The organism is Streptomyces sp. NPDC002669, assembly GCF_042889165.1.
In the GTDB taxonomy this organism is placed as follows: Bacteria; Actinomycetota; Actinomycetes; order Streptomycetales; family Streptomycetaceae; genus Streptomyces.
Map to the genome: position 1 here is coordinate 23,931 of NZ_JBIAQQ010000010.1, position 20,206 is coordinate 44,136.

Consider the following 20,206-nt stretch of genomic DNA (forward strand, 5'->3'; position numbering starts at 1 on the left):
GGCGTGGGGCGGGGGTTGTCACCGGCGGCTGGGATGATCCCGGTGGCCGGTGCGAGCGTGCCGGCATCACGACTCCGGGGTGGCTCGAATGGATACGTGGCAGGAGCTGTCGAAGCTGGTGGAGGAGCGGCTGAAGTCGGTGTCGTCCGGCGAGCGCCGTGTCTTCGCCGCCGGTGTCGCGGAACGGCTCATGGGCCGGCACGAGGCATTGCCCGAGGACGAGCGGGCGCCGTTCACCCTGAGCCTGCGGCCGCTGCTGAACTCCGTGTGGGAGGGCCTTCTCGGGGACCCGGCGGCCTTCTCGGCGGTCAACCGCGGTGTCGCCGAGTACATGCTCAGCGAGTACTGCCACAACGACGGCCAGGACGGCCCGGACGATGCGGACGAGTCCGCCGCAGCGGCAACGCTGCACGCCGCGCATGCCTACCTGTTCGGGTGCCAGGACTTCGCGCTCTGGACCGGCGGGCGGGCGGTGGAGGCCGTTGACCAGCATCTTCAGTACCTGGACGAGACGGAGGAGGAACCCCCGGTCGACCTGGACGAGGCACTGGTCTCCGAACTGCGGCGGCAGCTCCGGGACCTCGATCTCATCGCGAACTTCTCGGAGGAACTGCGTTACTCCGGCGCGGGAATGCCCATCGACACGTCGGCCCGACTCCGCGTCGGGCTACGGGCTCCGCTGTCCGGCCGGGAGTGAGCGCCCGAGCTGCTCCCCGGCACCGACAGCGGGCCGGTTGCGGGAGGTGTTCGCCGGACCACGGCTGCTTCCTGCGGATGCCGAGCGGGCCGGGGCAGGCCGGCGGTGCCGTCGTGCTCCACCACCTGCTCCGGGTGCGCGGATCGGTGGCGGACCTGGCCCGGTCAGGTTTGTTGCGGGGGCGGCCGGATGCTAACTTCGCAACAAGTTGAACAGTATCTTCATCTTCGAAATCCCCTGGCCCTTGCACCCCTCGGAGACGGACGGATGCTGCAGATCCGGATCGGCGCCGAACGCGCCGCGGACGCGGACGACCGCCTGATGCGGACGACCCTCGGGTGGCGCCGGGGCATGAGCGAGGACGAGGCGTGGGAGGCCGGCCGCGGCATCTGGAAGTTCAACGCGGACCGGGCCCTGTCGCAGGACGAGGCGCAGATCATCAACGCCGAGGGCACCGTCCTCGCGGTCGCGAGGATCATCGGCATCTCCAAGCACGGCGACCGCTACGCTCTCGAGGGCGAGCTGCTGCGGGACGACCCCCGCGTCGGCCGCCCCACCGGGAGCCCGCACCTGTCCCGCAACCCCGTCACCTACATCTGACGCGGCCCCATGACGCTCCCGCTCCAGGCACCACCGCACGACGAAAAGAGGCCCATGGCCATGGCCGACACCGGAACGGGCACCCGCTCCTCCCACCCGGCCGCCGGGCGCGTCCCCCGGGAAAGGACCGGGGCGACGGCGCGGAAGGGGCGACTCCGGTGAGCGACTTCGACGCGATCGACGCACTGCTCGCGGCCGTCGGCCCCCAGGTCGAGCTCCCGCCGCCGGACGTACGGCGGGAACTGCGGGAGCGGGCCAGGCTCTCCAAGGCACAGGTGGCCCGCACGCTCGGCGTGAGCCCGAGCACGGTCGGCGGCTGGGAGAGCGGCCGGGACCCGGTGGACGAGACCCGGAAGAGGTACGCGTACCTGCTGGACGGACTGGCCGCCAAGTTCCCGGCCGTACCCGACACCGCCCCCCCGACCCCGGCCTCACCCTCACCCTCACCCTCACCTTCACTCTCGACCTCACCCGCACCTTTGGCCGAGGACGAGGAAGGGGGCGAGGACGAGTCCGGGGACGACGTGGAGTCCCTGGCCATCGCCGAGCCGTGCGTGCTGTGCGGTGCACCGGCGGGGCACCGCGTGGCGGGCTTCGCCCAGCACCTGGACCCGGCCGACTGCCGACCCGCCCCCGCCCCCAGGACACGGCCCGCCCCCGCGCAAGAACCCTCGCCGGCCGCCACTCCCGTACCGTCCGCACCGGCTCCGGAACCGTCCGCACCGGCTCCGGAACCGTCCGCACCGGCTCCGGTCCCGGGGGCAGCGGCTTCGCAGGGGCGGAGCGGGGCGCGCCGTTCCGGGCGTCCCGCAGGGCCGGCCGGGCGCGCGTTCCAGGAACCCCACGGGCCCGGCGACCTGATCGGCGAGGCGGTCCGGGCCGCGCTCGACGAACACCGGGGTGACATCGACGCGGCCCTCGCCGCGCTGCTGAAGCGGGCGATCCCGGACGCGATGCGGCTGCTGGACGAGACCCGCAAGGGCGCCCGGTACGACATCGTCGCGCACCCGTGGATTCCGGACATCCTGCGCAAGCAGACCTCCCGCGGCGCCGACCAGGTGTGGGAGGCCCGTCCGAAGTGGACCCGCCGCGAACTGCCGCCGGGCCGCCACGAGGTGACCGCGCTCGACATCAACGGCGCCTACCTCTCCGCCCTCAAGACGCACCTGCCGCTCGGGCAGCTGGAGCACACCGCCGGACTGCCCCACGACCGCCGCCGCGCCGGTGTCCACCTGATCACCCCGCCCGAGTGGGAGCACGAAGCGGTGCTCCCCAACCCGATCGGCAACCGGGACGAGCCCGGCCCGCTGTGGGTCACCGAACCGACCCTGCGCCTCCTGCTGCGCCTCTCCGGCCCGAAGCACGCCCTGTGCGCGCCCCCCGAGATCCACGAGTCCTACACGTCCGGCGCGACGGAGAACCTGCTGGAGAAGTTCCGCGTCGTCCTCAAGGACGCCCGGGACGCGGCGATCGCCGCCGATGACGAGGTGACGCTGGAGTACGTGAAGGCGATGTACTCGAAGTTCGTCTCCACGATGGGGGAGTCGAACTACAACCGGGAGCTCTACCGCCCCGACTGGATGCACATCATCCGCAGCCAGGCGTTCTCCAACCTCTGGCTGAAGGCCCTCAGGGCCCACGACGAGGGCCTCACGGTCGTACGCGCGATGGGCACGGACGAACTCCACGTCATCGGCGACTGGCACCGGGTCTTCCCCGAGGGCCGAGGCGTCACCGAGGTCAAGACGAAGGACGTCTACACCGCGGGCAGCGGCGAGCCCGGGGACACTGGCAGGATCGGGGACACGGGTGCCACCGGGGATTTGTCGGGAGAGGGGGAGTAGATGCCCGAGAGGACCATCGACTTCGGGAAGTTCGGCGCCCGGGGCATCAAGGGCAGCGAAGCCGTCGCGCGCAAACTGGACGAGCTGTCGGGCGGCATCGTCACCCCCGTGACCGTGAAGCGCGGCCTGATGGCCCGCCTGCACTACCTCACGAGGACCGACCACAGCCGCAGGGCGGCCAGGGACGCCGGTCTGACCGTCACCGACCGCACCCTCAACGCCTGGCTCGACGAGAAGCGCCGGCCGACGCGCGCCAACCTCGAACGCATCGACCTCGCCTACCGCCGGGTGCGCCGCCAGAACGTCGCCCGGCACCTCCTCGCCCGTCTCAACGCGGGCGGCGGCACCCGGGTGGAGATCCACCCCCTCAACCAGTCACAGGTCGCCAGGCCGCTCCAGCGGATGGTGGAGTACCGCACGATGAACGTACGCCGCTGGGACCGCATCGTCGGCTCCTGGGCGTCCGGCGACCACCAGGGCCTCGACGAGGCGTGGGGGGACACGATCGTCGACCTGGGGTCGCAGTGGGGACAGTACGAGTACGTCACCAACATCGGCTTCGCCGCGTAGACCGGTGCAGGGTCCCGGATTTCGCGGCACGGTCTCGTCTCCGAGGGCACACCGGCGACACCTGCGCCGTCTTCGTGAGACTCGCCGGCCGGGATCCTCACCCTTTCGGAGGGCGAGGTCCCGGCTCGCTCCGCCCGTCAGCGCCCGGCCGACATCGAGTCGCGTGACGGGTGCTCAGCGCCTCGTCTCGTACCTGGTCAGGGTCACGCCGCAGGGAAGCGTCCGGGTCTCCACCAGGTTCAGGTTCACCCAGTTGTCCAGCGCGGTGAAGAACGGCGTGCCGCCGCCCACCAGGACGGGCGCGGTGGCCAGCACGTACTCGTCGATCAGGCCGGCCCGCATGGCCGCCCCGGCGAGCGTCGCGCCGCCGATGTCCATCGGGCCGCCGTCCTCGGCCTTGAGCCGGGTGATCTCGGCGACCGCGTCGCCGGTGACCAGGCGGGTGTTCCAGTCGACCTTCTCGATCGTCGAGGAGAACACCACCTTCGACATGTCCCGCCAGCGGCGCGCGAACTCGGCCTCCGCCGGGGTGGCGTCGGGCCGCTGGTCACCGGTCGGCCAGTAGGAGCTCATCGTCTGCCACAGCTTGCGCCCGTACAGCGTCAGGTCGGTCGCCTGCAACTGGTCGGACCAGAACTGGAACAGTTCGTCGCTCGGCACGCTCCAGCCGATGTCGTCGCCGGGCGCGGCGATGTAGCCGTCCAGGGTCAGGTTCATGCCGTAGATCAGTTTCCGCATGGAGCCAGCTTTCCGTGAGTCGGGCACACGCGTACAGACCGGCGCGGCGCGGGAAACTCATCGGTGCGCGATCCGAGCCCGCATGGAGGGCTGGTGCTCGGTGGCCCGGCCGCAGACTCATCGTTCCGCCGGGGAAATGACATCGATCCGGGACTGATCTCGGGTGACATCGCGGTGGGACGACAGAGAACCAGCGGGTCACAGAAGGCCGACAGGTCATCGGCGGCGAGACCCCGCGACCGAGCCGCAGCGTCTCAAATTCCGTCGGCAGGCTTGTTGTCACCGGCGGGGCCGGGCGCCGGACCCGGGGTGTCGGCCGGCCGGGGCCACGACCACGACAAGTACCGTCGTCTCGTCCGGGCCCAGGGCATCGAACCGGTCATCGCCCGACGCGGTGTCCCGCACGGCTCCGGCCTCGGCCTCCACCGCTGGGCCGTCGAGCGAACCACCGCCTGGCCGCACGGCTTCCGCCGACTACGCCTCCGCCGGCAACGACGCGACGACATCCACGAAGCCTTCCCCGGCCTCGCCACCTGCCTCATCACCCACCGACACGTCCAACGCCTTTGTCAGGACCTCTGACACCGCACGACGGGTTCGGGAGGAGGCCGTCGGGAAAAGGAACAGCTCCGCTGTCACCTCGCCCGACGGCCCACCTCACGCTGGCCACGGTTTCGTAGCCTCAAGCCTTCGAGAACTCTTGCTGAAATTAGTTTCAGTTGGTGGCTGTTCGTTCCCGTGGGGTGCGACCGGCCCGGGAGGGGGCCCGCATGCCGTGCAGCAGTCCTGCGGCAGCCGCAAGAATCTGTACCAGGCCCGTCGCGACGAGAACCGGCCCGGCTCCGGCCCAGCCGATGACGGCTCCACCGGCAAGCAGGCCGAGGGAGGTCCCGCCGGAGTGCAGGACGGCCTCGGCGGTGAAGGCCGTCCGCCGCTGGGCGCCGGAGGTCTGCTCACTGATCAGCGCGTTCAGGGCTGCGATTCCCCAGGGCATCGCAGCACCTCCCAGGGCCGCCACTGCCGCAATCAGCGCCAGGTTCGGAGCGGCCACCGGAATCAGCGCGAACGCCAGGCCGAGCACGGCCCAGGAGACCACCATCGTCCTCATCCGAGGCAGCCGGTCGATCACCACGGGCACCAGGAACGAGGCCAGCACGGAAGCCGAGCCGTACCCACTCATCCCTGCGGCGATCAGCGCACCCGGCATTTCGAGCTCGACGCCGAGGACAGCCAGCCCCAGGCTGAACCCGAACCAGCACACTCCGCCGACCCCGGCCATCAGGATGCCTGCGGCGAGCTGGGGGAAGGCGCGCAGGACTGCCGTCATCGAGGCGGCTCCAGCGGCTCGGCCGGTTTCGTTGTCGGCCGGGCTGTTGAACGCGGGCCGAGCGCCGTCGCCGGGCCCGGTGCCCGTGGCCGCCGCGGGCACTGCGAGTACAGCGGCTGCCCCGAGCACGACCGCGACCGTCTCGCACCACAGCAGTGGCACGGCACCCCAGGCGACCACGAGCCACGCCCCGAGCGGAGGCACGAAGACCATGGAGACCCGGTGGGCCAGGTCCTGCCACGCCAGCCACCGCGGAGCCGACGACGGAGCATCGGCAGGTTTCTCCACATCGGCGAGGTCTGCCACCAGGGCCCGCTGTGCCGGATGGAGCAAGGCTCCCGCAACACCGGTGACCAGCCCGGAGACACACAGCGCGACTGCCCCGACCTGCCCGGCCAATGCGGCTCCCGGGACCACCGCCAGGCCGACCGCCTGAAGCAGCATCACGGCCATGAGGGCCCGCCCGGAGGTCAGCCGGTCGCGCAGGCGCCTGCCCCACCAGCCCACGGTCAGCAGCGGCAGCCCGGCCACGCCGCCGACGAGCCCGGTGGTCCAGGCCTCCCCGGTCTCGGCGAGTGCCACCAGGGGGAGGGCTATGGCTGCCAGGCGGGTTCCGATCCAGGTGAGGAAGGTGATGGCCGTCAGGACGAGCAGTGATCTGTGCATGCACCGATCGTTGATCGACGGCGGCTGTGCCGGTAGGGAGCGGTGCAGCCGTCCCGCTCATACGCTGAGGGCATGACCTCACGCTTCTCGGTGGACGACCTGCAGCTGGTGGAGGCGGTTGCCCGGCACGGCTCGGTCGGTGCCGCCGCCCGGGAACTGCTGGTTTCCCAGCCTTCGGCGAGCCGTCGCCTGATCGCGCTGGAGCGCCGTCTCGGCACCGGTTTGTTCGACCGGGACACCACGGGCGCCCGCCCCACGGCCGCAGGCCGGGAACTGGCCCGCCAGAGCGCACAGTTGCTGGCGCACCTGGACGCCCTGCCCGACCGGGCCCTGGCCGCGGTCGATGCTCCGACCCTGGCCGTGGGCACGATCCAGGCGCTGAGCCCGATGGTGTTCACCGCGCTCGACGTCGAACTGGACGGCGTGACCGTGCACCCCGAGGTCGATCACGGACCGACCCTGCTGCGGCAGGTGCACGAAGGGCTGCTGGACGCCGCGTTCGTCACCATTGCCGAGCAGACCGTCGTACCGCGTGGGCTGCAGCGGTCCGTCGTCGGGGACTGCCCCCTCGTGGTCGTACTGCCCGATGGCGCCCCGGACCTGGCAGCGGGCACCCGCCCGTTCGCCGGCCGCATCGTCGTATACAGCACGATCGACCTGGCTGGCGAGGTGGTGCGCCAACGGCTCTCCTCGCTCGGAGCGGTTCCGCGGCCGGGCGCAACCCTTGAGACGACACTGCGAGTGGCACGTCACCGCCGTTGCCCGGCCCTGGTGCCCGAACTCGCAGCCCACTGGTACGCGGCCCCCGGCGACCGGATCGTCCGTTCTCCTGTCCCCGGGCGGACGACACTGTCCGTGGTCAACCGGCTGCCCCAGCCGGCCACTCTCGCCACGGCCCTGCCCCGGCTCGCGCGGCGCATTCTCGGCAAGCCCTGAGCCGTCGTCTTCTTCACCGTCACCGAGTACCGCCTGCGATTCCCCACCCACGACTGGCACTCCGGCGACCGGTTCTACGCCCGCCCGTCCTGCCGGACCTGCGTAGACACATCCGACTGGTCAGGACTGATCCGCTACGCCGACCTGGACCTCCTCGGGGAGCAGGCGGTCGCCGGATTCCGCGACCACCACACCCCCGGCGCCATCTCCTTCACCCCCGGGCACAAACAAGGCTTCGCGGATGTCGTCGCGTCGTTGCCGACGGAGGCGTAGTCGGCGGAAGCCGTGCGGCCAGGCGGTGGTTCGCTCGACGGCCCAGTGGTGGACGCCGAGGCCGGAGCCGTGCGGGACACCGCGTCGGGCGATCGCAGTTTCTTGAGCAGGACCAGGTGCAGCCGGTCCCACACGCCGGCCTCGTTCCACCCGGCAAGCCGTCGCCGGCACGTCATGCCGGAGCCGAAGCTGAGCTCCTGGGACAGGTACTCCCACTGGATCTTGGTGTGCAGCACGAACAGGATCCCGCACAGAGCCCGCCGGTCAGGCACCCGAGGCCGCCCTGCCACCAGCTTCGGCGCCGGGACCGGCAACAACGGCTCGATCAGCGACCACAGTTCGTCCGAGACGACCCACGGCCGGGAGTTCCTCCTCGCCACGAACAGACCAACGAGCAACCGAACCGACAGCACATGATCAACAGCTTCTGTCAGGACCTCTTAGGCTCACCTCCATGTCCGAACCGGCTCCCGACCCCCGCATGCAGTCCTTGATCAACCGCCTCCGGCCGGGGGCCGTGAGAAGGGTGAAGGTCACCGGGTTCGACGGGGCGGACGTCCTGGTGCAGCTCGTGGACGTGGAAGGAGGGGCGGCCGAGACCGGTCGGATTCCTCGGCAGGAAGCGTCGATGCGTCGGACGGAGCACCCGTCCGAGCTGTTCGAGGTCGGCCAGGAGATCGATGCCGAGGAGATCGGGCGGTGGCGCGAGGGCCGGCTTCACCTCTCCGCCAGGGCGTGCGAGATTCCGGCCCTGCGGTCCTTCCTCCTCGGGCTCGAAAGGGGGCAGGTTGTCACCGGGACGGTCTCCGCGGTTCACAACTTCGGGGTCTTCGTCCACGTCGACGGCGAACCGGACGGCCTGTGCACCGGCTTCATCCGGGTGCCGGACCTGACGTGGGGCTGGATCAGTCACCCCTCCGAAGCAGTCGAGGCCGGCCGCCGGATCACCGCGGAGGTGATCATCGCCGAGACGCGCTCCGGTCAGGTCACGCTCTCGTTGAAGGCTCTGCGGGAGGACCCGCTCATTCGGTTTGCGGATCAGGTCGGCCGAGTCCTCACCGGGCCGATCGTCAAGATCGTTCCTTTCGGTGTGTTCGTGCAGCTCGCTCCCGAGGTCGTGGGGTTCCTCCACCTCTCGGAACTGACCGACGAGCCGACCGGGACTCCGGATCAGTTTGTCGACGAAGGCGAGCTGATCACGGTGAAGGTCGCCGAGGTCGACCTCCGGCTTCACCGGGTGCGTCTGGGCGCCGCCGACGGGGCGGACAGAACCCGGTGAAGGGGCACGCCGGTGCCACGGCCCCCGCGGTCTCTTCGACTTGAGGACGTGGGGGAGACGGGTGTGCATGTGCTCGATCCCGGCGTCCCGCCCCGGGCCACGGATGCGTATGCCGGTGAGGCGGGCCAAACCGCAGGCTCTTTCCGGACCATGACGTGGCAACGGCAGAATGTGCGCTCATGGATGCTGGACTGGCCGCAGTTCTCGGTGCCGCTGTTGGCTGCCTCGCCACGCTTGGCGCGGCAGTCGTGAGTGGGCGTGTGGCGGCGCGCGCACAGTTCAACCAGTGGCGCAGGCAGCATCGCAGGGATGCCTACGCGAGTTACCTCGGTGCTCTGCACGATCGCGACATAGCCATGGACGCCATTCTCGATGCGCTCCGGCCGGACGACCCTGACCTGCGGAGTGTCGACGAGAAGGTGCAACGCTTCATCACTTTGGCGCGCGAGGTGCACCGTGCGGCGGAAGTCGTCGTCATCGAAGGGCCGTCCTCCATGGCGAGGGCGGCCGACGACGTGGCCCGAGCATCCGGGGGCCTTTCCGACGTGATGCAGCGGATGGTGAAGAACGCCCATGCGGGAGACACCGCTCGCAGGGCGGCGGACACGGCCCTTGCCACCGACCGGGAGCACGACCTCTACCAGGCGGTGAAGAGCTTCCGCTCGGCAGCCCGAGACGTCCTTGGCCGCCCGGACTGACCGCTCCGCACGGACAACGCCTCGGTGCCGGACCAGGGAGTCGGTCATGAGGCGGATTTCTTCAGTGCGTGGATTTCTTCAGTGCGCGGGGGCGACGGGCCGGCCGCATCCGAGCACCGCTGCGGAAGCCCGGCATGTTCTCGCTCGGCCTCATCCGTTGGCCCCGGCCGGAGTTCCGTCCGGGGCGAACGAGTGGGGGAAGGTGAAGGCGTGCGGTGCGGAGCCGTGGTCGTGGAGGTGCTCCAGCCTGGAAACCCCGTCCTGCCAGGTGGGTACCACGCCTTCGGGGACCCACCAGAACACGTAACCCGGGTGCCCCGTCCTCTCGAACCAGTCGTAACGCCGGTTCAGCGCCTCACGGTGCGATCCGGTGAAGATGGCGTCGAAGGCGGGGCGCAGGTCGGTCCAGAGCGAGAGGGACGCTGCCAGGGCGAGGGTTTCCGGCGTACGCCCCTTGCCGTACCAGGCCGGTACGGCGAACTCTCCCCACGCACCCCAGTCCGAGTCGAAGTGCGTGTTCCGTTCGCCTTCCGCCGCTTCGGCACGAGCGAGGTACCCGGGGTGCTCGCCGATTTTCCGGTAGATCGCTCCGGCGCGGTCGTGGAACTCGCGCGGGAGAGGCGCGGGATCGGCGAGCGGTGACTTCAGGACGCCGAAGGTGTACAGAGCAAGATGGGACATGCTTCTCTTCCTGGTCGGGGTTTCCTGGTGCGGACTCGGCCGGCGGTCTGCGCATGGGCGAGGATTCGTGCGACGGGCCGACTCGTCCCGTCGCGGATGGCCCGGCCCGGAGGAGCCCCTGTGCGAACGTGGGCGACCACCGGAGGCCGGCTGAAGTTAGCCGCCTCGACGGGCCCATGTCGAAGTTGCGTTCTCCCTGGCCACGTGGCTTCCCGCACAGGTCTCCGCAGGAGCCGGGGCGTCGGCGCCGCCCGTTGTCGTGGAATCCCGGCAGAAGCTCGGGGCGGACATCGTGATGTCGCTGCCGTGGTGAATCCTTTGACGGTGGTCGTGCCTCTTGTCCCTGTGCGGACAACAGCGTCGGCACAGGAACCGGAGGTTTGTCGTGATCATTGGTGCCGTCATTGTCGGGGCCGTGCTCATCTGCGCGTGCAGTGTCGCCGTGCGGCGTCGGCGGGGGCGCTCGCATGGCTGACTTCACCTGGCCCGGCGAGCAGTTGATCGTCGCGGCGAAGGAGGGCGACGTCGAGGCCGCGGCCGCTCTGGTGTCGGGCTCGCACCCGCACGTGCAGCGGTTCGCGTACTCCCTGTGCGCCTCGCCCCAGGACGCCGAGGACGCCGCGCAGGAAGCGCTGATCATCCTGTACCGCAAGATCGGCATGCTGCGGGCCTCCGGTGCGCTGGCGTCGTGGATGTTCCGGATCGTGCGCAACGAGTGCCTGCGGCGGGCGCGGTTGAGGCTGCGCAGTCATGGACCGGTCCCGGACGCCGCCGTGCCCTCGTTCGAGGACGAGGTGGTGCAGCGCCTGGAAGCGGAACGGGTGGCGGCGGCGATCGCCGATCTGCCCGCCGACCAGCGACGCGTGCTGATCATGCGGGACATCCAGGGCCACAGCGGACGGATGGTCGCCGACGCGCTCGGCCTCAGCACCGCCGCGATGAAGTCGCGGCTGCACCGCGCCCGTACGACGGTTCGCCGGGCGTTGCAGGAGACACCTGATTCCGTCCGGGGAGCAATTCATGACTGATCGTCAGGATTTCGCCAGTGCTTCGCTGCCCCGGCACCTTGCACGCGGTGGGCTGGGGTTCGGCGCCCTGGCCGGTTCGGTCCTGCTCATCCCGGTGGTCGGACCGGCCTCACTCCTGCTCGTGCCGGTGGGGCTGCTTGCACTGCGCGGGTGCCCCACGTGCTGGACGATCGGGTTGTTGCAGACCGTCTCGAAGGGTCGGTTGCGACGTTCGTGCGTGGACGGCCGCTGCGAACTGTCCGTCGCCCGGCCCGTCAAGTCCGGCAGGTCTGCCGGGTCCGCCGGGCCCGTTCGGTCGTACGGGGGCGGCATCGTGCGATTCCGGGCAGGGGAACCGGACGGCGCCCCGCCTCGCGAGCCCGTCGCACCGGTCCGGTAGGCGACGAACCGCCGCCCCGCCATACGACTCCGCTCGCGGCGCGGGGCCACCCGCTCGGGCCTCCCGCGCGGTGCCGCGCCGGAAACCCTCGGCCCTTCCGACCCGGTTCGGAAGGGCCGGAGCGCCGACGTGCGCCCGCCGGAATCACGGGACGGCTCTCCCTCAGGCCGCGGCCCAGGGAACGCGGCAGAGATGGGGCGCCGTGCCCTCCGGACACAACGTCCTGATCACCGTCTTGCGGATCGCCCGCCGGGTCCGCAGGGAACACACCAGGCGGACACGCAGCTCGACCGCCTCCCGCGCGCCGCTGTCCAGACCGGGGTTCTCCCAGGCCCACTGCTCCGTCAGATGGTCGTAGGCGTCGGCGGTGGTCATCCCGCTCCCGGGAAACTCATGAACCACCGCCCTGTCCACGATCCGGGCGCTCCGGGAACCCACGGCCGCGTCGACGAGCCCCTGGACCCACGCCAGCCCCCGCTCGTCCGCGTACAGTCCGAATCTCAGGGAGCGCGTCCTCATCGCCTCGACATCCTCGTCCTTGTCCTCATCCGTGCTCGCGTTCTCGTTCCCGTCGTGCCGGGCGTCCTTCCTGATGCGTACGGTAACCGGTGGGGCCCGAGGAGGAACGCGGGGAATGGTCCGTACGGACTTGGTCGTTGAACCGTTCGGCCACGATTCATCTTTCATGTCCGTACGGGGGATTCCATGTCGAACGGTTCGCGGAGGCCGGGTACGTGGCCGTGGCACCGGACTTCTACTGGCGCCGGGCACGGCGGGCGGAACTCGGCTACGACGACGCGGGCCGTCAGGAAGGCTTTCGGCTGCTGGGCGGAGTGACCCGGGAGCCACCACGCCGCAGCGGCCGTGACCGCCCGGGACCAGGTCCTGGGCGCACTGGCCCGGCTGTCCCGCCGGGACTGGGCGCGCACGCCGGAGCCCGTTCTGCGGACTTTCCGACAGGGCGCTCGCCGACGGGAGGAGGAAGGATCTAGTGTCCTCGCTCGTGACCGAACTCTCCTCTTACCTGAACACGACCGCGGACGCCTACGACGCCGTGGCCGTCCTCTATGCCGACCTCGTCCGTGATTCGCTCGCCGGCCTCCCGCTGGACCGCTCGATCCTCGCCACGTTCGCCGAACTCGTGACGACCACGGGCGGCGGACCCGTCGCCGAGCTGGGGTGCGGCCCCGGGTACCTCACCGCGCACCTGCGGGACTCGGGGCTGGACGTCTTCGGCATCGACCTGGCGCCGGTGATGATCGACCTCGCTCGCGAGGCATACCCGGACCTGCGGTTCGAGGTCGGTTCCATGGACGCCCTGGACCTGGCCGACGGAGCGTTGAACGGTGTCGTGTCCTGGTACTCGCTCATCCACACCCCGCCGCAGGACGTGCCCCCGTACTTCGCCGAATTCCGCCGGGTGCTCGCGCCCGGCGGCCACCTCCTGCTGGGCTTCTTCGAGTCGGAGGGCGAACCGGTCACGGCGTTCGACCACAAGGTGACGACGGCGTACCGGTGGCCGCTCGACGACCTCGCGGCCCTGGCCCGCGAAGCCGGATTCGTGGAGATCGGCCGGATGCTGCGCGAGCCGCAGGAAGGGGAGCGGTTCCGCCGGGGCCACCTGCTGATGCGCCGGGCCGCGGACGCCTGAGACCGCTCGCACCCGGCCCGACGGGAAGGGCCGTCGGGCCGGGTGCGAGGCGGGGGCCTGTGCGGGGCCGGGGGCACCGGACAGGGCGGGGCCCGGCAGGTCGTCTGCCGGGCCCCCGGAGCTGTCCGCCGGACGTCCTTTCGGGAAAACATTGAGCCAACGGTGTGACCTGATTAAGACATTTTCTGCCGTAAGGTGCTGCGCATGTTTCCTGACTCCGTGCCCCCTCGACTCGGCGGACTGTGGCGATCGACGGCGACGGGCCTCGCCCACGCCCCGCAGTCACCGTCGGAATTCCGAGGGGCGCGCCGTCGGGCCGTGCTGTTCACCGTGCTGGTGTGTCTGCTGCTGACGGGCGCGGTCGTGATGTGCGGGGTCGCGCTGGCACATTGGGGCGACACGTACGTGTGGCTGTCGAACCGCACCGGGGAACCCGGGCGGTACCGGCCGGGCACCGTTCTCGCGATCGGCCTGCTCCTGCTGGTGCCGGCCCTCCTCGCCGCGATGACCGCACGCTCCCTGCGCAGGCCCCGGAAACCGACGGTCGAGCTCACCCCGACGGCGGTGCGGTCGAACATGTACGGCGTCGTCGAGGTGCCGTGGGAGGACGTGGCCGGGGCTCGTGTGACGAACGGGCTGCACCTCGATCTCGCCGCCCCCGCCGCCTCCTACCGGACCGAGGGCCGCTCCCGCCGCGAGGACGGGACGGCCGTACTCCGGCTGTACGCCCCCCACGGCGACCTGCTCCCGTTCCTGACGTGGCTGCGGGAGCACCCCGAGTCGCGAGCGACGGTCCTGGCGCCATGGTCGGACCGGGTGGCCGTCAGGAGCGGCGAGGAGGAACAGTGAGGACGAGAGACGAGGGCGCGCGGCGAGGACGAGCGGTGAGCGGACCGCATGCCCGGCCCCGGGCGTGCGCCTGACCGCCCGTCATGCGGGAACGGCACCGATCGGACCGCCGTCGACGACGGGAACCGTTCTTCCGAGGTGACGCCTCATGCCGATGACCCCGTCAGGGCCTGCGCGATGTGGTCGGCGAGGCGGGGCAGCCAGTCGGGCCGTGCGTTCCCGAGCAGGTGGTCGCCGTGCGGGACGGACAGATGGGTGCCCCGCGGTGCCAGACGGGCCAGGGGCTCGCCGTCGGTCACGCCGGGGATGACGTCCCGGCCGCCGTCCACGACCAGGAGCGGGGCCGTGATGCGGGGTGCCAGGTCGGTGAGGTCGACCTGGTGGACGAACCGCCGGGCGGCATCGGTTCCCCCGGCGCGCCCGGCCATCATCTCCCGTATGGGCAGAGGAAGTTCCGCCCAGTCGAGGCGGAAGGGGCCGCTGACGGTGGCGACCGCCGCCACCCGCGGCTCCAGGGCGGCGGCCCGGGCCGCGAAGTATCCGCCCAGGCTCAGGCCGACGAGCCCGACGCGTGGGACGCCGAGGGCGTCGACGACCCGGCCCACGACCCGCTCGTAGTCCGGCACGAAGGTCGTGGTGGCCGCGAGCACGCCCTGCCCGGGACCGTCCATCGCGAACACCGCGAGCCCTCTCGCGAGGAGCATGGAGACCGGATCGAGGAACTCCTCCTTGGCCGAGTTCAGGCCGGGGACGACGACCACGGTCCCCGGCGCGTCGGAGGGGCCGCGCAGCCAGCCGGTGAACCCCTCGCCGCTCACCCGCCGCGCACCGGGCTCCAGTACGGCGAGAGCCTCGCCCAGGGCACGATCCGCCTCGGCTGCGGCACGGTGGGCCTCCGCGTACGGCGCCAGGGTGGCGAGGTGGAACCACCGGGCCGCCGTCAGCAGGTGCTCACCCGCCGAGCGGGAGGACCCCGCCTCCTGCGCGCGCCGGAGGTGGCCGTGTCCGGTGCGGACGAAGGCCGGACCCCAGTCGGCGACGGAGCCGAGGCCGCCGGTGACGTACCGGTACTCGTGCGGGTCCACGCCGGCGCCGATGGCGCGCGTCCACTGGTCGGCGGCGAACTCGGTGACGCTCATCGTGCTCCTCCGGTCAGCAGCCCCGGCCGGGGGCGTTCGAGAACGCACGTCCCGCCCCGGTCCGGCGCGAACGCCTCGGCCCCGACCAGCGCCTCACCGGGCCCGGGCCCGGGTCGGGGAGCTCCGGCGAAAGCCACCGGGCACGCCGCATCTCCCGTGGGAATCAGTCTTCGCATGGGGAGGATGCAACTCCCGCGACCGCCCGGCGGTCCAACAACGATCACGCAAGTCCGACAACTTTTGGTTGTCACCTATGGTGAGGGGCGTGGATCTCGACATGGCGCAGGTGCGGACCTTTGTGTGCGCCGCCGAGGAACTGCACTTCGGGCGGGCGGCCGGGACACTCGCCATCTCCCAGCAGGCACTGTCCAAGCGGATCGCCCGGCTGGAGTCCCTGCTCGGCACCGAGCTGTTCCGGCGCGGCGGCAACGGGATACATCTCACCGAGGCCGGGCAGCGCTTCCTCGCACCGGCCCGGCAGGCCCTGGCAGCCGCCGACGCCGCGGTCGCCGCAGCGGCCGGGAAGGGCCGTCCGCTGCGCGTCGACGTCTGGGGACACCTCTATGCGCCGATGCGGACACTGGCCCGGGTCGCCGGACGGGCCGGGGAACTGACACCGGGGCACGGACGTGATCTGCCGTCGGTGACGGCGGCACTGCTGCACGGCGACATCGACGCGGCCTTCGGCCGGGTCCACCCCCCGCTGCCCGCGGGGCTGAGCCACCGGCTCGTCCGCCTCGAACCGGTGGACGCCGTACTGAGCACGGACCATCCACTGGCGGCCGAACCGGCGCTGAGACCGGACAGGTTGCGCGGCAGCGTGCTGTGGACACCCGGCGCACTGGGCAGGCTCGACTTCCTCCGCCGGTTCGCCGACCGGTTCGGCATCCGCGCCAGCACGGCGGGCGCGAACCTGGGCCTCGCCCACTTCCTCACCGAGGTGGCGCGGGAACCGCACCGCTTCTCGCTGCTGCCCGCCGACGTGCCACTGCCGCGGATCCCCGGTCTGCGCTCAGTGCCGCTGGTCGACCCCACGCCGTTGTACGCCTGGTCGTTGCTGTGGCGCACCGGCGACCCGCACCCGGGGCTGGCCGGCCTCGTCGCCTCCTGCGCCGAGGAAGCGGGGCGGAGCCGATGGCTGGAGTACGACCCGGCCCGCGACTGGCTGCCCGAACCGCCCGCGCACCGGCTCCCGCCCGGGGCCGAGCGGCATGGAGCCGGGCCGGCCGGCCGTTCCAACCGCACCCGCGGCCGCGGCGGCCGTCCCGGCTCCGGTCACTCCTCGGGGAACGAGAAGTAGAGCGCGTCGCTGTAGAAAGAGGCGAAGTGGTCCCGCCAGTCCTTCCGCACGGAGGCGAGCCACGCGTCGTCGTTCCCGGCGATGGCGGCCTCGGCGCGGGCAACGGCATCGGGTATCTCGCGGGTGACCAGGTACTCCACCGCCTCCTCGGGGTCCTCGTCCTCCTGGAGCGAGACGATCTCCCCCGTCTCCAGGACGAAGAACCGGTCCCGCTGCTTCTCCAGGTGGGCCGTGGTCCTGGCGACGCACTCGGCGAACTCGCTGTCGCCATCGAGCCCCTGCCCGACCACGCGCAGGAGGTCGCCGAGCAGGGCGGCGCCGCCGTCGAAGTCCGCGGCGATGCCGATGCGCAGGTTCCAGATCATGGACGGGACCCTGGTCGTCCCACGCCCGACGAGCAGTTGGTGCGCCAGCGGAATGCTCCAGTTGTGCTCGGAGACACACCGGATCTTCTTCGGGTTCGAGTCCGAGTCCGGCGGCGTGCTCGTGGAGTAGAGGTAAGAACGGTTAGCCATGGTGGTGACCATAACCTCCGGGTCCGACATCGATGCCCCGGGGCGAAACACATCCCCTCGGCGCGGCCCGACCGCTCCGGAAGCGGATTCACTCATAGACGGTGGCGGCTTGAAGGGCTCTGGCCAGGAAGGTCCAGTCCCCCTCCTCGGGGAGCCGCTTCCCGGAGTTCCGATACCAGCCCGGCGAATCGTCCATCCACGCCGCGAGGGCCCCGAGGAAGTGGTCGAGGCTCTGGTTCTCCCATTCGTGCCCCCGGCGGAGGTAGTCCCGGTGCAGTTCTCGGACGAAGGCGACCAGTTCGTCGCGGCTGCGGACCTCGCCATCGGGAGCAAGTGACATGGAGCGAAGGTACCTCGCTCCTAGGGGAGCCCGGGAGGGCGCGCGGACGAACCGGGGCCGGTGTTCGGGTAGTTGAGGCGGGTGTGCGGGGAGCCGGGGCGCACGTCCGGTCGTCCGGTCGCGTCCGTCTGCCCCGGCCCCGTGCCCGGCTCGGTCTGCTCCGGCCCCGTGCCCGGCTCCGTACGTCCCGTCCGCCGTCTCTCCCTCCCGCGACAGGAAGCAGCCGTTCAGCCGACGGGAACCAGCGTGAGGTAGGCCATGCCGAGCACACCCCGATAGCCCTTCAACCAGCTCGCCCGGTGCCGGTCGACGCGCTCGCGGGTCTCCTTCGCCAGCGGGTGGTCCGGGTGGGCGGCCAGCCACTCCTCCACGTCCGACTGGTAGCCGGACTCGAAGTCCTCCCACTCGCCGGCGTCGGCCGTCTCGATCCAGGAGGGCCGGAATCCGGCGGACACCGTGAGGTCGACGAGTCCGGCCAGATCGTGTTGCTCGTCGGCGCGGGCGCCCGGCCACATCGCGTCCAGTTCGGCGCTGGTGGGGGGACGCTCCCAGAAGCTCTCGCCGAGCAGGACCCGGCCTCCCGGCGCGACCGCCCGGCGCAGCGCATCGAGCGCCTCGGCGGTGTGTCGCGGGGGGTCCGCCCGGCTCAGGGCATGACTGGCCCCGAGGCACAGGACGAGGTCGGCGGGCCCGTGGTCCGTCTCCGTCGCGGACCCCTCGACGAACTCCACGCGCCCGCCCAGCCCGCGGGCCTCGGCGTTCGCACGCCCCCGGGCGAGGCTCTCGGTGTCGAGATCGACCCCGACCCCGGTCGCCCCCGGCACCGCGTCGAGGACCCTGAGCATCAACTCCCCCCAGCCACAACCGATGTCCAGGACCCGGGCGGGCGCCGTCCGGCCGAGCCTGTCGACCGTCCGAGCGGCGCGGGCCTCGGAAAATGGGCCGTGAAAGACGAGCCGCGTCAGGCGCGGGGGAAGATCCGTGTCAGTCATACGGCGCACGCTAACGCCGACCGGACCGTCCTGGACATCGAGTTTCGTTCCGGCACCCTCGGAGCCGACCGATCGGCCGCTCATGGTGACGGATCGTCATGACCTGTCATCACGGCCTGTCGTCACGAATTGTTGTCACGACTTGTCGTCACGGCCGAGCGTGTGCAGGATCCTGTCGAGCCGGGCCTTTCGGGTGTTCGGGGTGAGTGCTTGCAGCAACGGCAGGATCAGCTGGTACCGCGCGGTCCTGTCGAGGGCCTCGAACGCCTTGCGGGCCCGGGGGGCCGCGTCGAGCGCCGCCACCATCTCGGGCGGTACCGTCGCCGTCCGCTGCGACGCGTAGGCCGCCGCCCACCGGCCGTCCTCCTGGGCCCTGCGGACCTCGGCCAGTCCGGCCTCGCGCATCCGGCCCGCTGCCGTCAGCTCCGCCACCTTGTCCACGTTCACCTGCGACCACAGGCTCCTGGGGCGGCGCGGCACGTATTTCTGCAGGTAGTGCTGCTCGTCGAACGACCGGCGCTGGCCGGAGATCCAGCCGTGGCACAGCCCGACGTCGACCATCTCGTCGTCGGTGACCGACGGGATGCCGGACTTCTTCCGGGCCACCTTGATCCATACGCCCTCACGGCGCGTGCCGTGCTCGGTCAGCCAGCTCTCGAACGCCTCCGCGTCCGCGAACGCGACGACTTCCACCCCACCGATCTCGTCCATGCGGCCGAGGCTATCGCCCGACGACGAAAGCAACGTCCCGGGTGGAAGCGCGAAAGGAGCTCCTCGGACGGAAGCGACGCCCCCGAGGGAAGTGGCGTTCCGGAGGGAAGTGGCGGCTCCCCACTCTTCCGTTGTGGCCGGTCGCCGGACAACGGCTCTGGCAGGAAGCTGCCAGGGTGGAAGGCGGTACGCCACGGGGCAGCCGTCAGCTTCGTGCCAACCTTCCCGCTGTCGACGCGGATTCCAACAGGCGTGGCTACGCTCCGTCCGAACTTCTAGGAAAGGCAAGGCAATTGCGTAACCGAATGACACTCGCCATCGCGGCGGCGGCCGGTCTGTTCATGCTGTCGGCCGCTCCCGCCACGGCCGCCCCGCTCGGTGAGGCCTCGACGGGTGCCCGGGCCGGACAGGCGTGCACGGACGTCAAGCTGTCCGGCTCGCTGCCCGTGCCTCCGGCCGGTACGGCCGTGAAGCAGCAGATCACCATCGGCCCCGACTGCAAGCCGCAGCTGGGCCCGGTGCAGCGGGTGACGAAGGACGGCGCGGGAGCGGCCGAGGTCTCGGCGAGGACCATCGGTGCCGCCGTCGCAGCGGGCACCCGGCAGGTGAACAGCGCGTCCGAGATGTACGACTGCTGCAACATCCGGATGACCGGTCTCTACACCACCTCCACCTGGACCACCGACGGCGCCAGGATCACCACTGCCTCCACCGACGCCACCCAGCAGTGGAACCGTGAGCCGTGGAACGCCGGCTGGTCGCTGGTGTCGTCGAGCAAGAACGCCGACTGCCTCGCCGACTGCGCGGTCTCCAACAACGAGGCGCACGCCGCGTTCTCCTACAAGGGGATCTTCGACACCTCCGGCGACCGGTACGCCAACACGCACCACTCGTACGTGGAGCTGAAGGCCGACGGCACCGCGAGCTGCCGCTTCGACGTCGAGCTCAAGAACACCTTCATCGGCTGGAACTGGCAGCGCAGCTGCCAGTGAC

General features: G+C 71.1%; 22 protein-coding genes and 1 pseudogene. 13 read left to right on the forward strand and 10 right to left on the reverse strand.

Features of this window, described 5'->3' with window-relative positions; genetic code table 11:
* Positions 1-88: 88 nt before the first annotated feature.
* The 4 genes from ACFYW1_RS17145 to ACFYW1_RS17160 all read left to right on the forward strand — a co-directional run bounded on the left by ACFYW1_RS17145 (position 89) and on the right by ACFYW1_RS17160 (position 3,711).
* The gene (locus ACFYW1_RS17145) at positions 89-697 is read left to right on the forward strand and encodes a hypothetical protein (protein WP_388992867.1); all 609 of its coding nucleotides are present in this window, start codon (positions 89-91) and stop codon (positions 695-697) included.
* A gap of 267 nt (positions 698-964) precedes the next feature.
* Entirely contained in the window at positions 965-1,297 is a 333-nt protein-coding gene (locus tag ACFYW1_RS17150; protein ID WP_356933376.1) for a hypothetical protein, read from the forward strand.
* A gap of 158 nt (positions 1,298-1,455) precedes the next feature.
* Positions 1,456-3,141, forward strand: coding sequence for a helix-turn-helix domain-containing protein (locus ACFYW1_RS17155; RefSeq protein ID WP_388992871.1), 1,686 nt, complete (start codon positions 1,456-1,458; stop codon positions 3,139-3,141).
* Positions 3,142-3,711 carry a transcriptional regulator gene (locus tag ACFYW1_RS17160; protein WP_388992874.1) on the forward strand — a complete coding sequence of 190 codons (570 nt, stop codon included), beginning with the start codon at positions 3,142-3,144 and terminating at the stop codon, positions 3,709-3,711.
* A gap of 174 nt (positions 3,712-3,885) precedes the next feature.
* Here the strand turns inward: ACFYW1_RS17160 and ACFYW1_RS17165 are convergent, their stop codons facing one another.
* Positions 3,886-4,449, reverse strand: coding sequence for a dihydrofolate reductase family protein (locus ACFYW1_RS17165; protein ID WP_388992877.1), 564 nt, complete (start codon positions 4,447-4,449; stop codon positions 3,886-3,888).
* A gap of 309 nt (positions 4,450-4,758) precedes the next feature.
* Between ACFYW1_RS17165 and ACFYW1_RS17170 the strand changes: the two genes are divergently transcribed.
* Positions 4,759-5,031 (forward strand): hypothetical protein, encoded by a 273-nt coding sequence (locus ACFYW1_RS17170; protein WP_388992880.1) that lies wholly within the window; start codon positions 4,759-4,761, stop codon positions 5,029-5,031.
* Between the two features lie 133 nt (positions 5,032-5,164).
* Here the strand turns inward: ACFYW1_RS17170 and ACFYW1_RS17175 are convergent, their stop codons facing one another.
* Positions 5,165-6,442: an MFS transporter gene (locus ACFYW1_RS17175; protein ID WP_388992882.1), complete on the reverse strand. Its 1,278-nt coding sequence runs from the start codon at positions 6,440-6,442 to the stop codon at positions 5,165-5,167.
* Positions 6,443-6,514: 72 nt separating this feature from the next.
* On the opposite strand from ACFYW1_RS17175, the gene ACFYW1_RS17180 reads away from it, so the two are divergent.
* The gene (locus ACFYW1_RS17180; RefSeq protein ID WP_388992885.1) at positions 6,515-7,378 is read left to right on the forward strand and encodes a LysR family transcriptional regulator; all 864 of its coding nucleotides are present in this window, start codon (positions 6,515-6,517) and stop codon (positions 7,376-7,378) included.
* A gap of 120 nt (positions 7,379-7,498) precedes the next feature.
* On the opposite strand, the pseudogene ACFYW1_RS17185 reads toward ACFYW1_RS17180, so the two are convergent.
* A pseudogene (locus tag ACFYW1_RS17185) lies at positions 7,499-8,061 on the reverse strand (transposase).
* 44 nt (positions 8,062-8,105) lie between these two features.
* Between ACFYW1_RS17185 and ACFYW1_RS17190 the strand changes: the two are divergent.
* Entirely contained in the window at positions 8,106-8,930 is an 825-nt protein-coding gene (locus tag ACFYW1_RS17190) for a S1 RNA-binding domain-containing protein (protein ID WP_388992888.1), read from the forward strand.
* Positions 8,931-9,109: 179 nt separating this feature from the next.
* Positions 9,110-9,628 (forward strand): proline dehydrogenase, encoded by a 519-nt coding sequence (locus ACFYW1_RS17195; RefSeq protein ID WP_388992891.1) that lies wholly within the window; start codon positions 9,110-9,112, stop codon positions 9,626-9,628.
* A 150-nt stretch (positions 9,629-9,778) separates the two neighbouring features.
* Here ACFYW1_RS17195 and ACFYW1_RS17200 read toward each other — a convergent pair whose 3' ends face one another.
* Positions 9,779-10,309, reverse strand: coding sequence for a DUF3291 domain-containing protein (locus ACFYW1_RS17200; RefSeq protein ID WP_388992893.1), 531 nt, complete (start codon positions 10,307-10,309; stop codon positions 9,779-9,781).
* A 467-nt stretch (positions 10,310-10,776) separates the two neighbouring features.
* On the opposite strand from ACFYW1_RS17200, the gene ACFYW1_RS17205 reads away from it, so the two are divergent.
* Positions 10,777-11,337, forward strand: a complete 561-nt coding sequence (locus ACFYW1_RS17205; RefSeq protein WP_388992895.1) for an RNA polymerase sigma factor — start codon at positions 10,777-10,779, stop codon at positions 11,335-11,337.
* Between the two features lie 541 nt (positions 11,338-11,878).
* On the opposite strand, the gene ACFYW1_RS17210 is transcribed toward ACFYW1_RS17205, so the two are convergent.
* The gene (locus tag ACFYW1_RS17210) at positions 11,879-12,235 is read right to left on the reverse strand and encodes a hypothetical protein (protein ID WP_388992898.1); all 357 of its coding nucleotides are present in this window, start codon (positions 12,233-12,235) and stop codon (positions 11,879-11,881) included.
* A gap of 484 nt (positions 12,236-12,719) precedes the next feature.
* On the opposite strand from ACFYW1_RS17210, the gene ACFYW1_RS17215 reads away from it, so the two are divergent.
* Together ACFYW1_RS17215 and ACFYW1_RS17220 are read left to right on the forward strand one after the other, a co-directional pair.
* Positions 12,720-13,367, forward strand: a complete 648-nt coding sequence (locus tag ACFYW1_RS17215) for a class I SAM-dependent methyltransferase (protein ID WP_388993381.1) — start codon at positions 12,720-12,722, stop codon at positions 13,365-13,367.
* Between the two features lie 204 nt (positions 13,368-13,571).
* Positions 13,572-14,216 carry a hypothetical protein gene (locus tag ACFYW1_RS17220; RefSeq protein ID WP_388992901.1) on the forward strand — a complete coding sequence of 215 codons (645 nt, stop codon included), beginning with the start codon at positions 13,572-13,574 and terminating at the stop codon, positions 14,214-14,216.
* Between the two features lie 146 nt (positions 14,217-14,362).
* Here ACFYW1_RS17220 and ACFYW1_RS17225 read toward each other — a convergent pair whose 3' ends face one another.
* Positions 14,363-15,355 (reverse strand): alpha/beta hydrolase family protein, encoded by a 993-nt coding sequence (locus tag ACFYW1_RS17225; protein WP_388992904.1) that lies wholly within the window; start codon positions 15,353-15,355, stop codon positions 14,363-14,365.
* A gap of 265 nt (positions 15,356-15,620) precedes the next feature.
* Between ACFYW1_RS17225 and ACFYW1_RS17230 the strand changes: the two genes are divergently transcribed.
* Complete coding sequence (locus ACFYW1_RS17230; protein WP_388992907.1) at positions 15,621-16,655, forward strand: LysR family transcriptional regulator; 1,035 nt, start codon at positions 15,621-15,623, stop codon at positions 16,653-16,655.
* On the opposite strand, the gene ACFYW1_RS17235 is transcribed toward ACFYW1_RS17230, so the two are convergent.
* From ACFYW1_RS17235 to ACFYW1_RS17250, 4 genes are all read right to left on the reverse strand, one after another.
* Positions 16,631-17,170, reverse strand: coding sequence for a hypothetical protein (locus ACFYW1_RS17235; RefSeq protein WP_388992910.1), 540 nt, complete (start codon positions 17,168-17,170; stop codon positions 16,631-16,633). The two genes, ACFYW1_RS17230 and ACFYW1_RS17235, sit on opposite strands and share 25 nt — an antisense overlap.
* An 88-nt stretch (positions 17,171-17,258) precedes the next feature.
* Positions 17,259-17,510, reverse strand: coding sequence for a hypothetical protein (locus ACFYW1_RS17240; protein ID WP_388992913.1), 252 nt, complete (start codon positions 17,508-17,510; stop codon positions 17,259-17,261).
* A 227-nt stretch (positions 17,511-17,737) separates the two neighbouring features.
* Positions 17,738-18,502, reverse strand: a complete 765-nt coding sequence (locus ACFYW1_RS17245; protein ID WP_388992916.1) for an SAM-dependent methyltransferase — start codon at positions 18,500-18,502, stop codon at positions 17,738-17,740.
* A gap of 135 nt (positions 18,503-18,637) precedes the next feature.
* A complete protein-coding gene (locus ACFYW1_RS17250) occupies positions 18,638-19,213 on the reverse strand; it encodes a YdeI family protein (protein ID WP_388992920.1) in 576 nt (191 codons plus the stop codon).
* A gap of 305 nt (positions 19,214-19,518) precedes the next feature.
* On the opposite strand from ACFYW1_RS17250, the gene ACFYW1_RS17255 reads away from it, so the two are divergent.
* On the forward strand, positions 19,519-20,205 hold the full coding sequence (locus tag ACFYW1_RS17255; protein WP_388992923.1) for a hypothetical protein: 687 nt from the start codon (positions 19,519-19,521) through the stop codon (positions 20,203-20,205).
* The last annotated feature ends 1 nt before the right edge of the window (position 20,206 follow it).

What these genes read in the sequence shown, in the direction of transcription:
- ACFYW1_RS17145 (WP_388992867.1), top strand. Translation starts at nt 89, where the DNA reads ATGGATACGTGGCAGGAGCTGTCGAAGCTGGTGGAGGAGCGGCTGAAG.
- ACFYW1_RS17150 (WP_356933376.1), top strand. Translation starts at nt 965, where the DNA reads ATGCTGCAGATCCGGATCGGCGCCGAACGCGCCGCGGACGCGGACGAC.
- ACFYW1_RS17160 (WP_388992874.1), top strand. Translation starts at nt 3,142, where the DNA reads ATGCCCGAGAGGACCATCGACTTCGGGAAGTTCGGCGCCCGGGGCATC.
- ACFYW1_RS17165 (WP_388992877.1), bottom strand. Translation starts at nt 4,449, where the DNA reads ATGCGGAAACTGATCTACGGCATGAACCTGACCCTGGACGGCTACATC.
- ACFYW1_RS17175 (WP_388992882.1), bottom strand. Translation starts at nt 6,442, where the DNA reads ATGCACAGATCACTGCTCGTCCTGACGGCCATCACCTTCCTCACCTGG.
- ACFYW1_RS17180 (WP_388992885.1), top strand. Translation starts at nt 6,515, where the DNA reads ATGACCTCACGCTTCTCGGTGGACGACCTGCAGCTGGTGGAGGCGGTT.
- ACFYW1_RS17190 (WP_388992888.1), top strand. Translation starts at nt 8,106, where the DNA reads ATGTCCGAACCGGCTCCCGACCCCCGCATGCAGTCCTTGATCAACCGC.
- ACFYW1_RS17195 (WP_388992891.1), top strand. Translation starts at nt 9,110, where the DNA reads ATGGATGCTGGACTGGCCGCAGTTCTCGGTGCCGCTGTTGGCTGCCTC.
- ACFYW1_RS17200 (WP_388992893.1), bottom strand. Translation starts at nt 10,309, where the DNA reads ATGTCCCATCTTGCTCTGTACACCTTCGGCGTCCTGAAGTCACCGCTC.
- ACFYW1_RS17205 (WP_388992895.1), top strand. Translation starts at nt 10,777, where the DNA reads ATGGCTGACTTCACCTGGCCCGGCGAGCAGTTGATCGTCGCGGCGAAG.
- ACFYW1_RS17210 (WP_388992898.1), bottom strand. Translation starts at nt 12,235, where the DNA reads ATGAGGACGCGCTCCCTGAGATTCGGACTGTACGCGGACGAGCGGGGG.
- ACFYW1_RS17220 (WP_388992901.1), top strand. Translation starts at nt 13,572, where the DNA reads ATGTTTCCTGACTCCGTGCCCCCTCGACTCGGCGGACTGTGGCGATCG.
- ACFYW1_RS17225 (WP_388992904.1), bottom strand. Translation starts at nt 15,355, where the DNA reads ATGAGCGTCACCGAGTTCGCCGCCGACCAGTGGACGCGCGCCATCGGC.
- ACFYW1_RS17235 (WP_388992910.1), bottom strand. Translation starts at nt 17,170, where the DNA reads ATGGCTAACCGTTCTTACCTCTACTCCACGAGCACGCCGCCGGACTCG.
- ACFYW1_RS17240 (WP_388992913.1), bottom strand. Translation starts at nt 17,510, where the DNA reads ATGTCACTTGCTCCCGATGGCGAGGTCCGCAGCCGCGACGAACTGGTC.
- ACFYW1_RS17245 (WP_388992916.1), bottom strand. Translation starts at nt 18,502, where the DNA reads ATGACTGACACGGATCTTCCCCCGCGCCTGACGCGGCTCGTCTTTCAC.
- ACFYW1_RS17250 (WP_388992920.1), bottom strand. Translation starts at nt 19,213, where the DNA reads ATGGACGAGATCGGTGGGGTGGAAGTCGTCGCGTTCGCGGACGCGGAG.
- ACFYW1_RS17255 (WP_388992923.1), top strand. Translation starts at nt 19,519, where the DNA reads ATGACACTCGCCATCGCGGCGGCGGCCGGTCTGTTCATGCTGTCGGCC.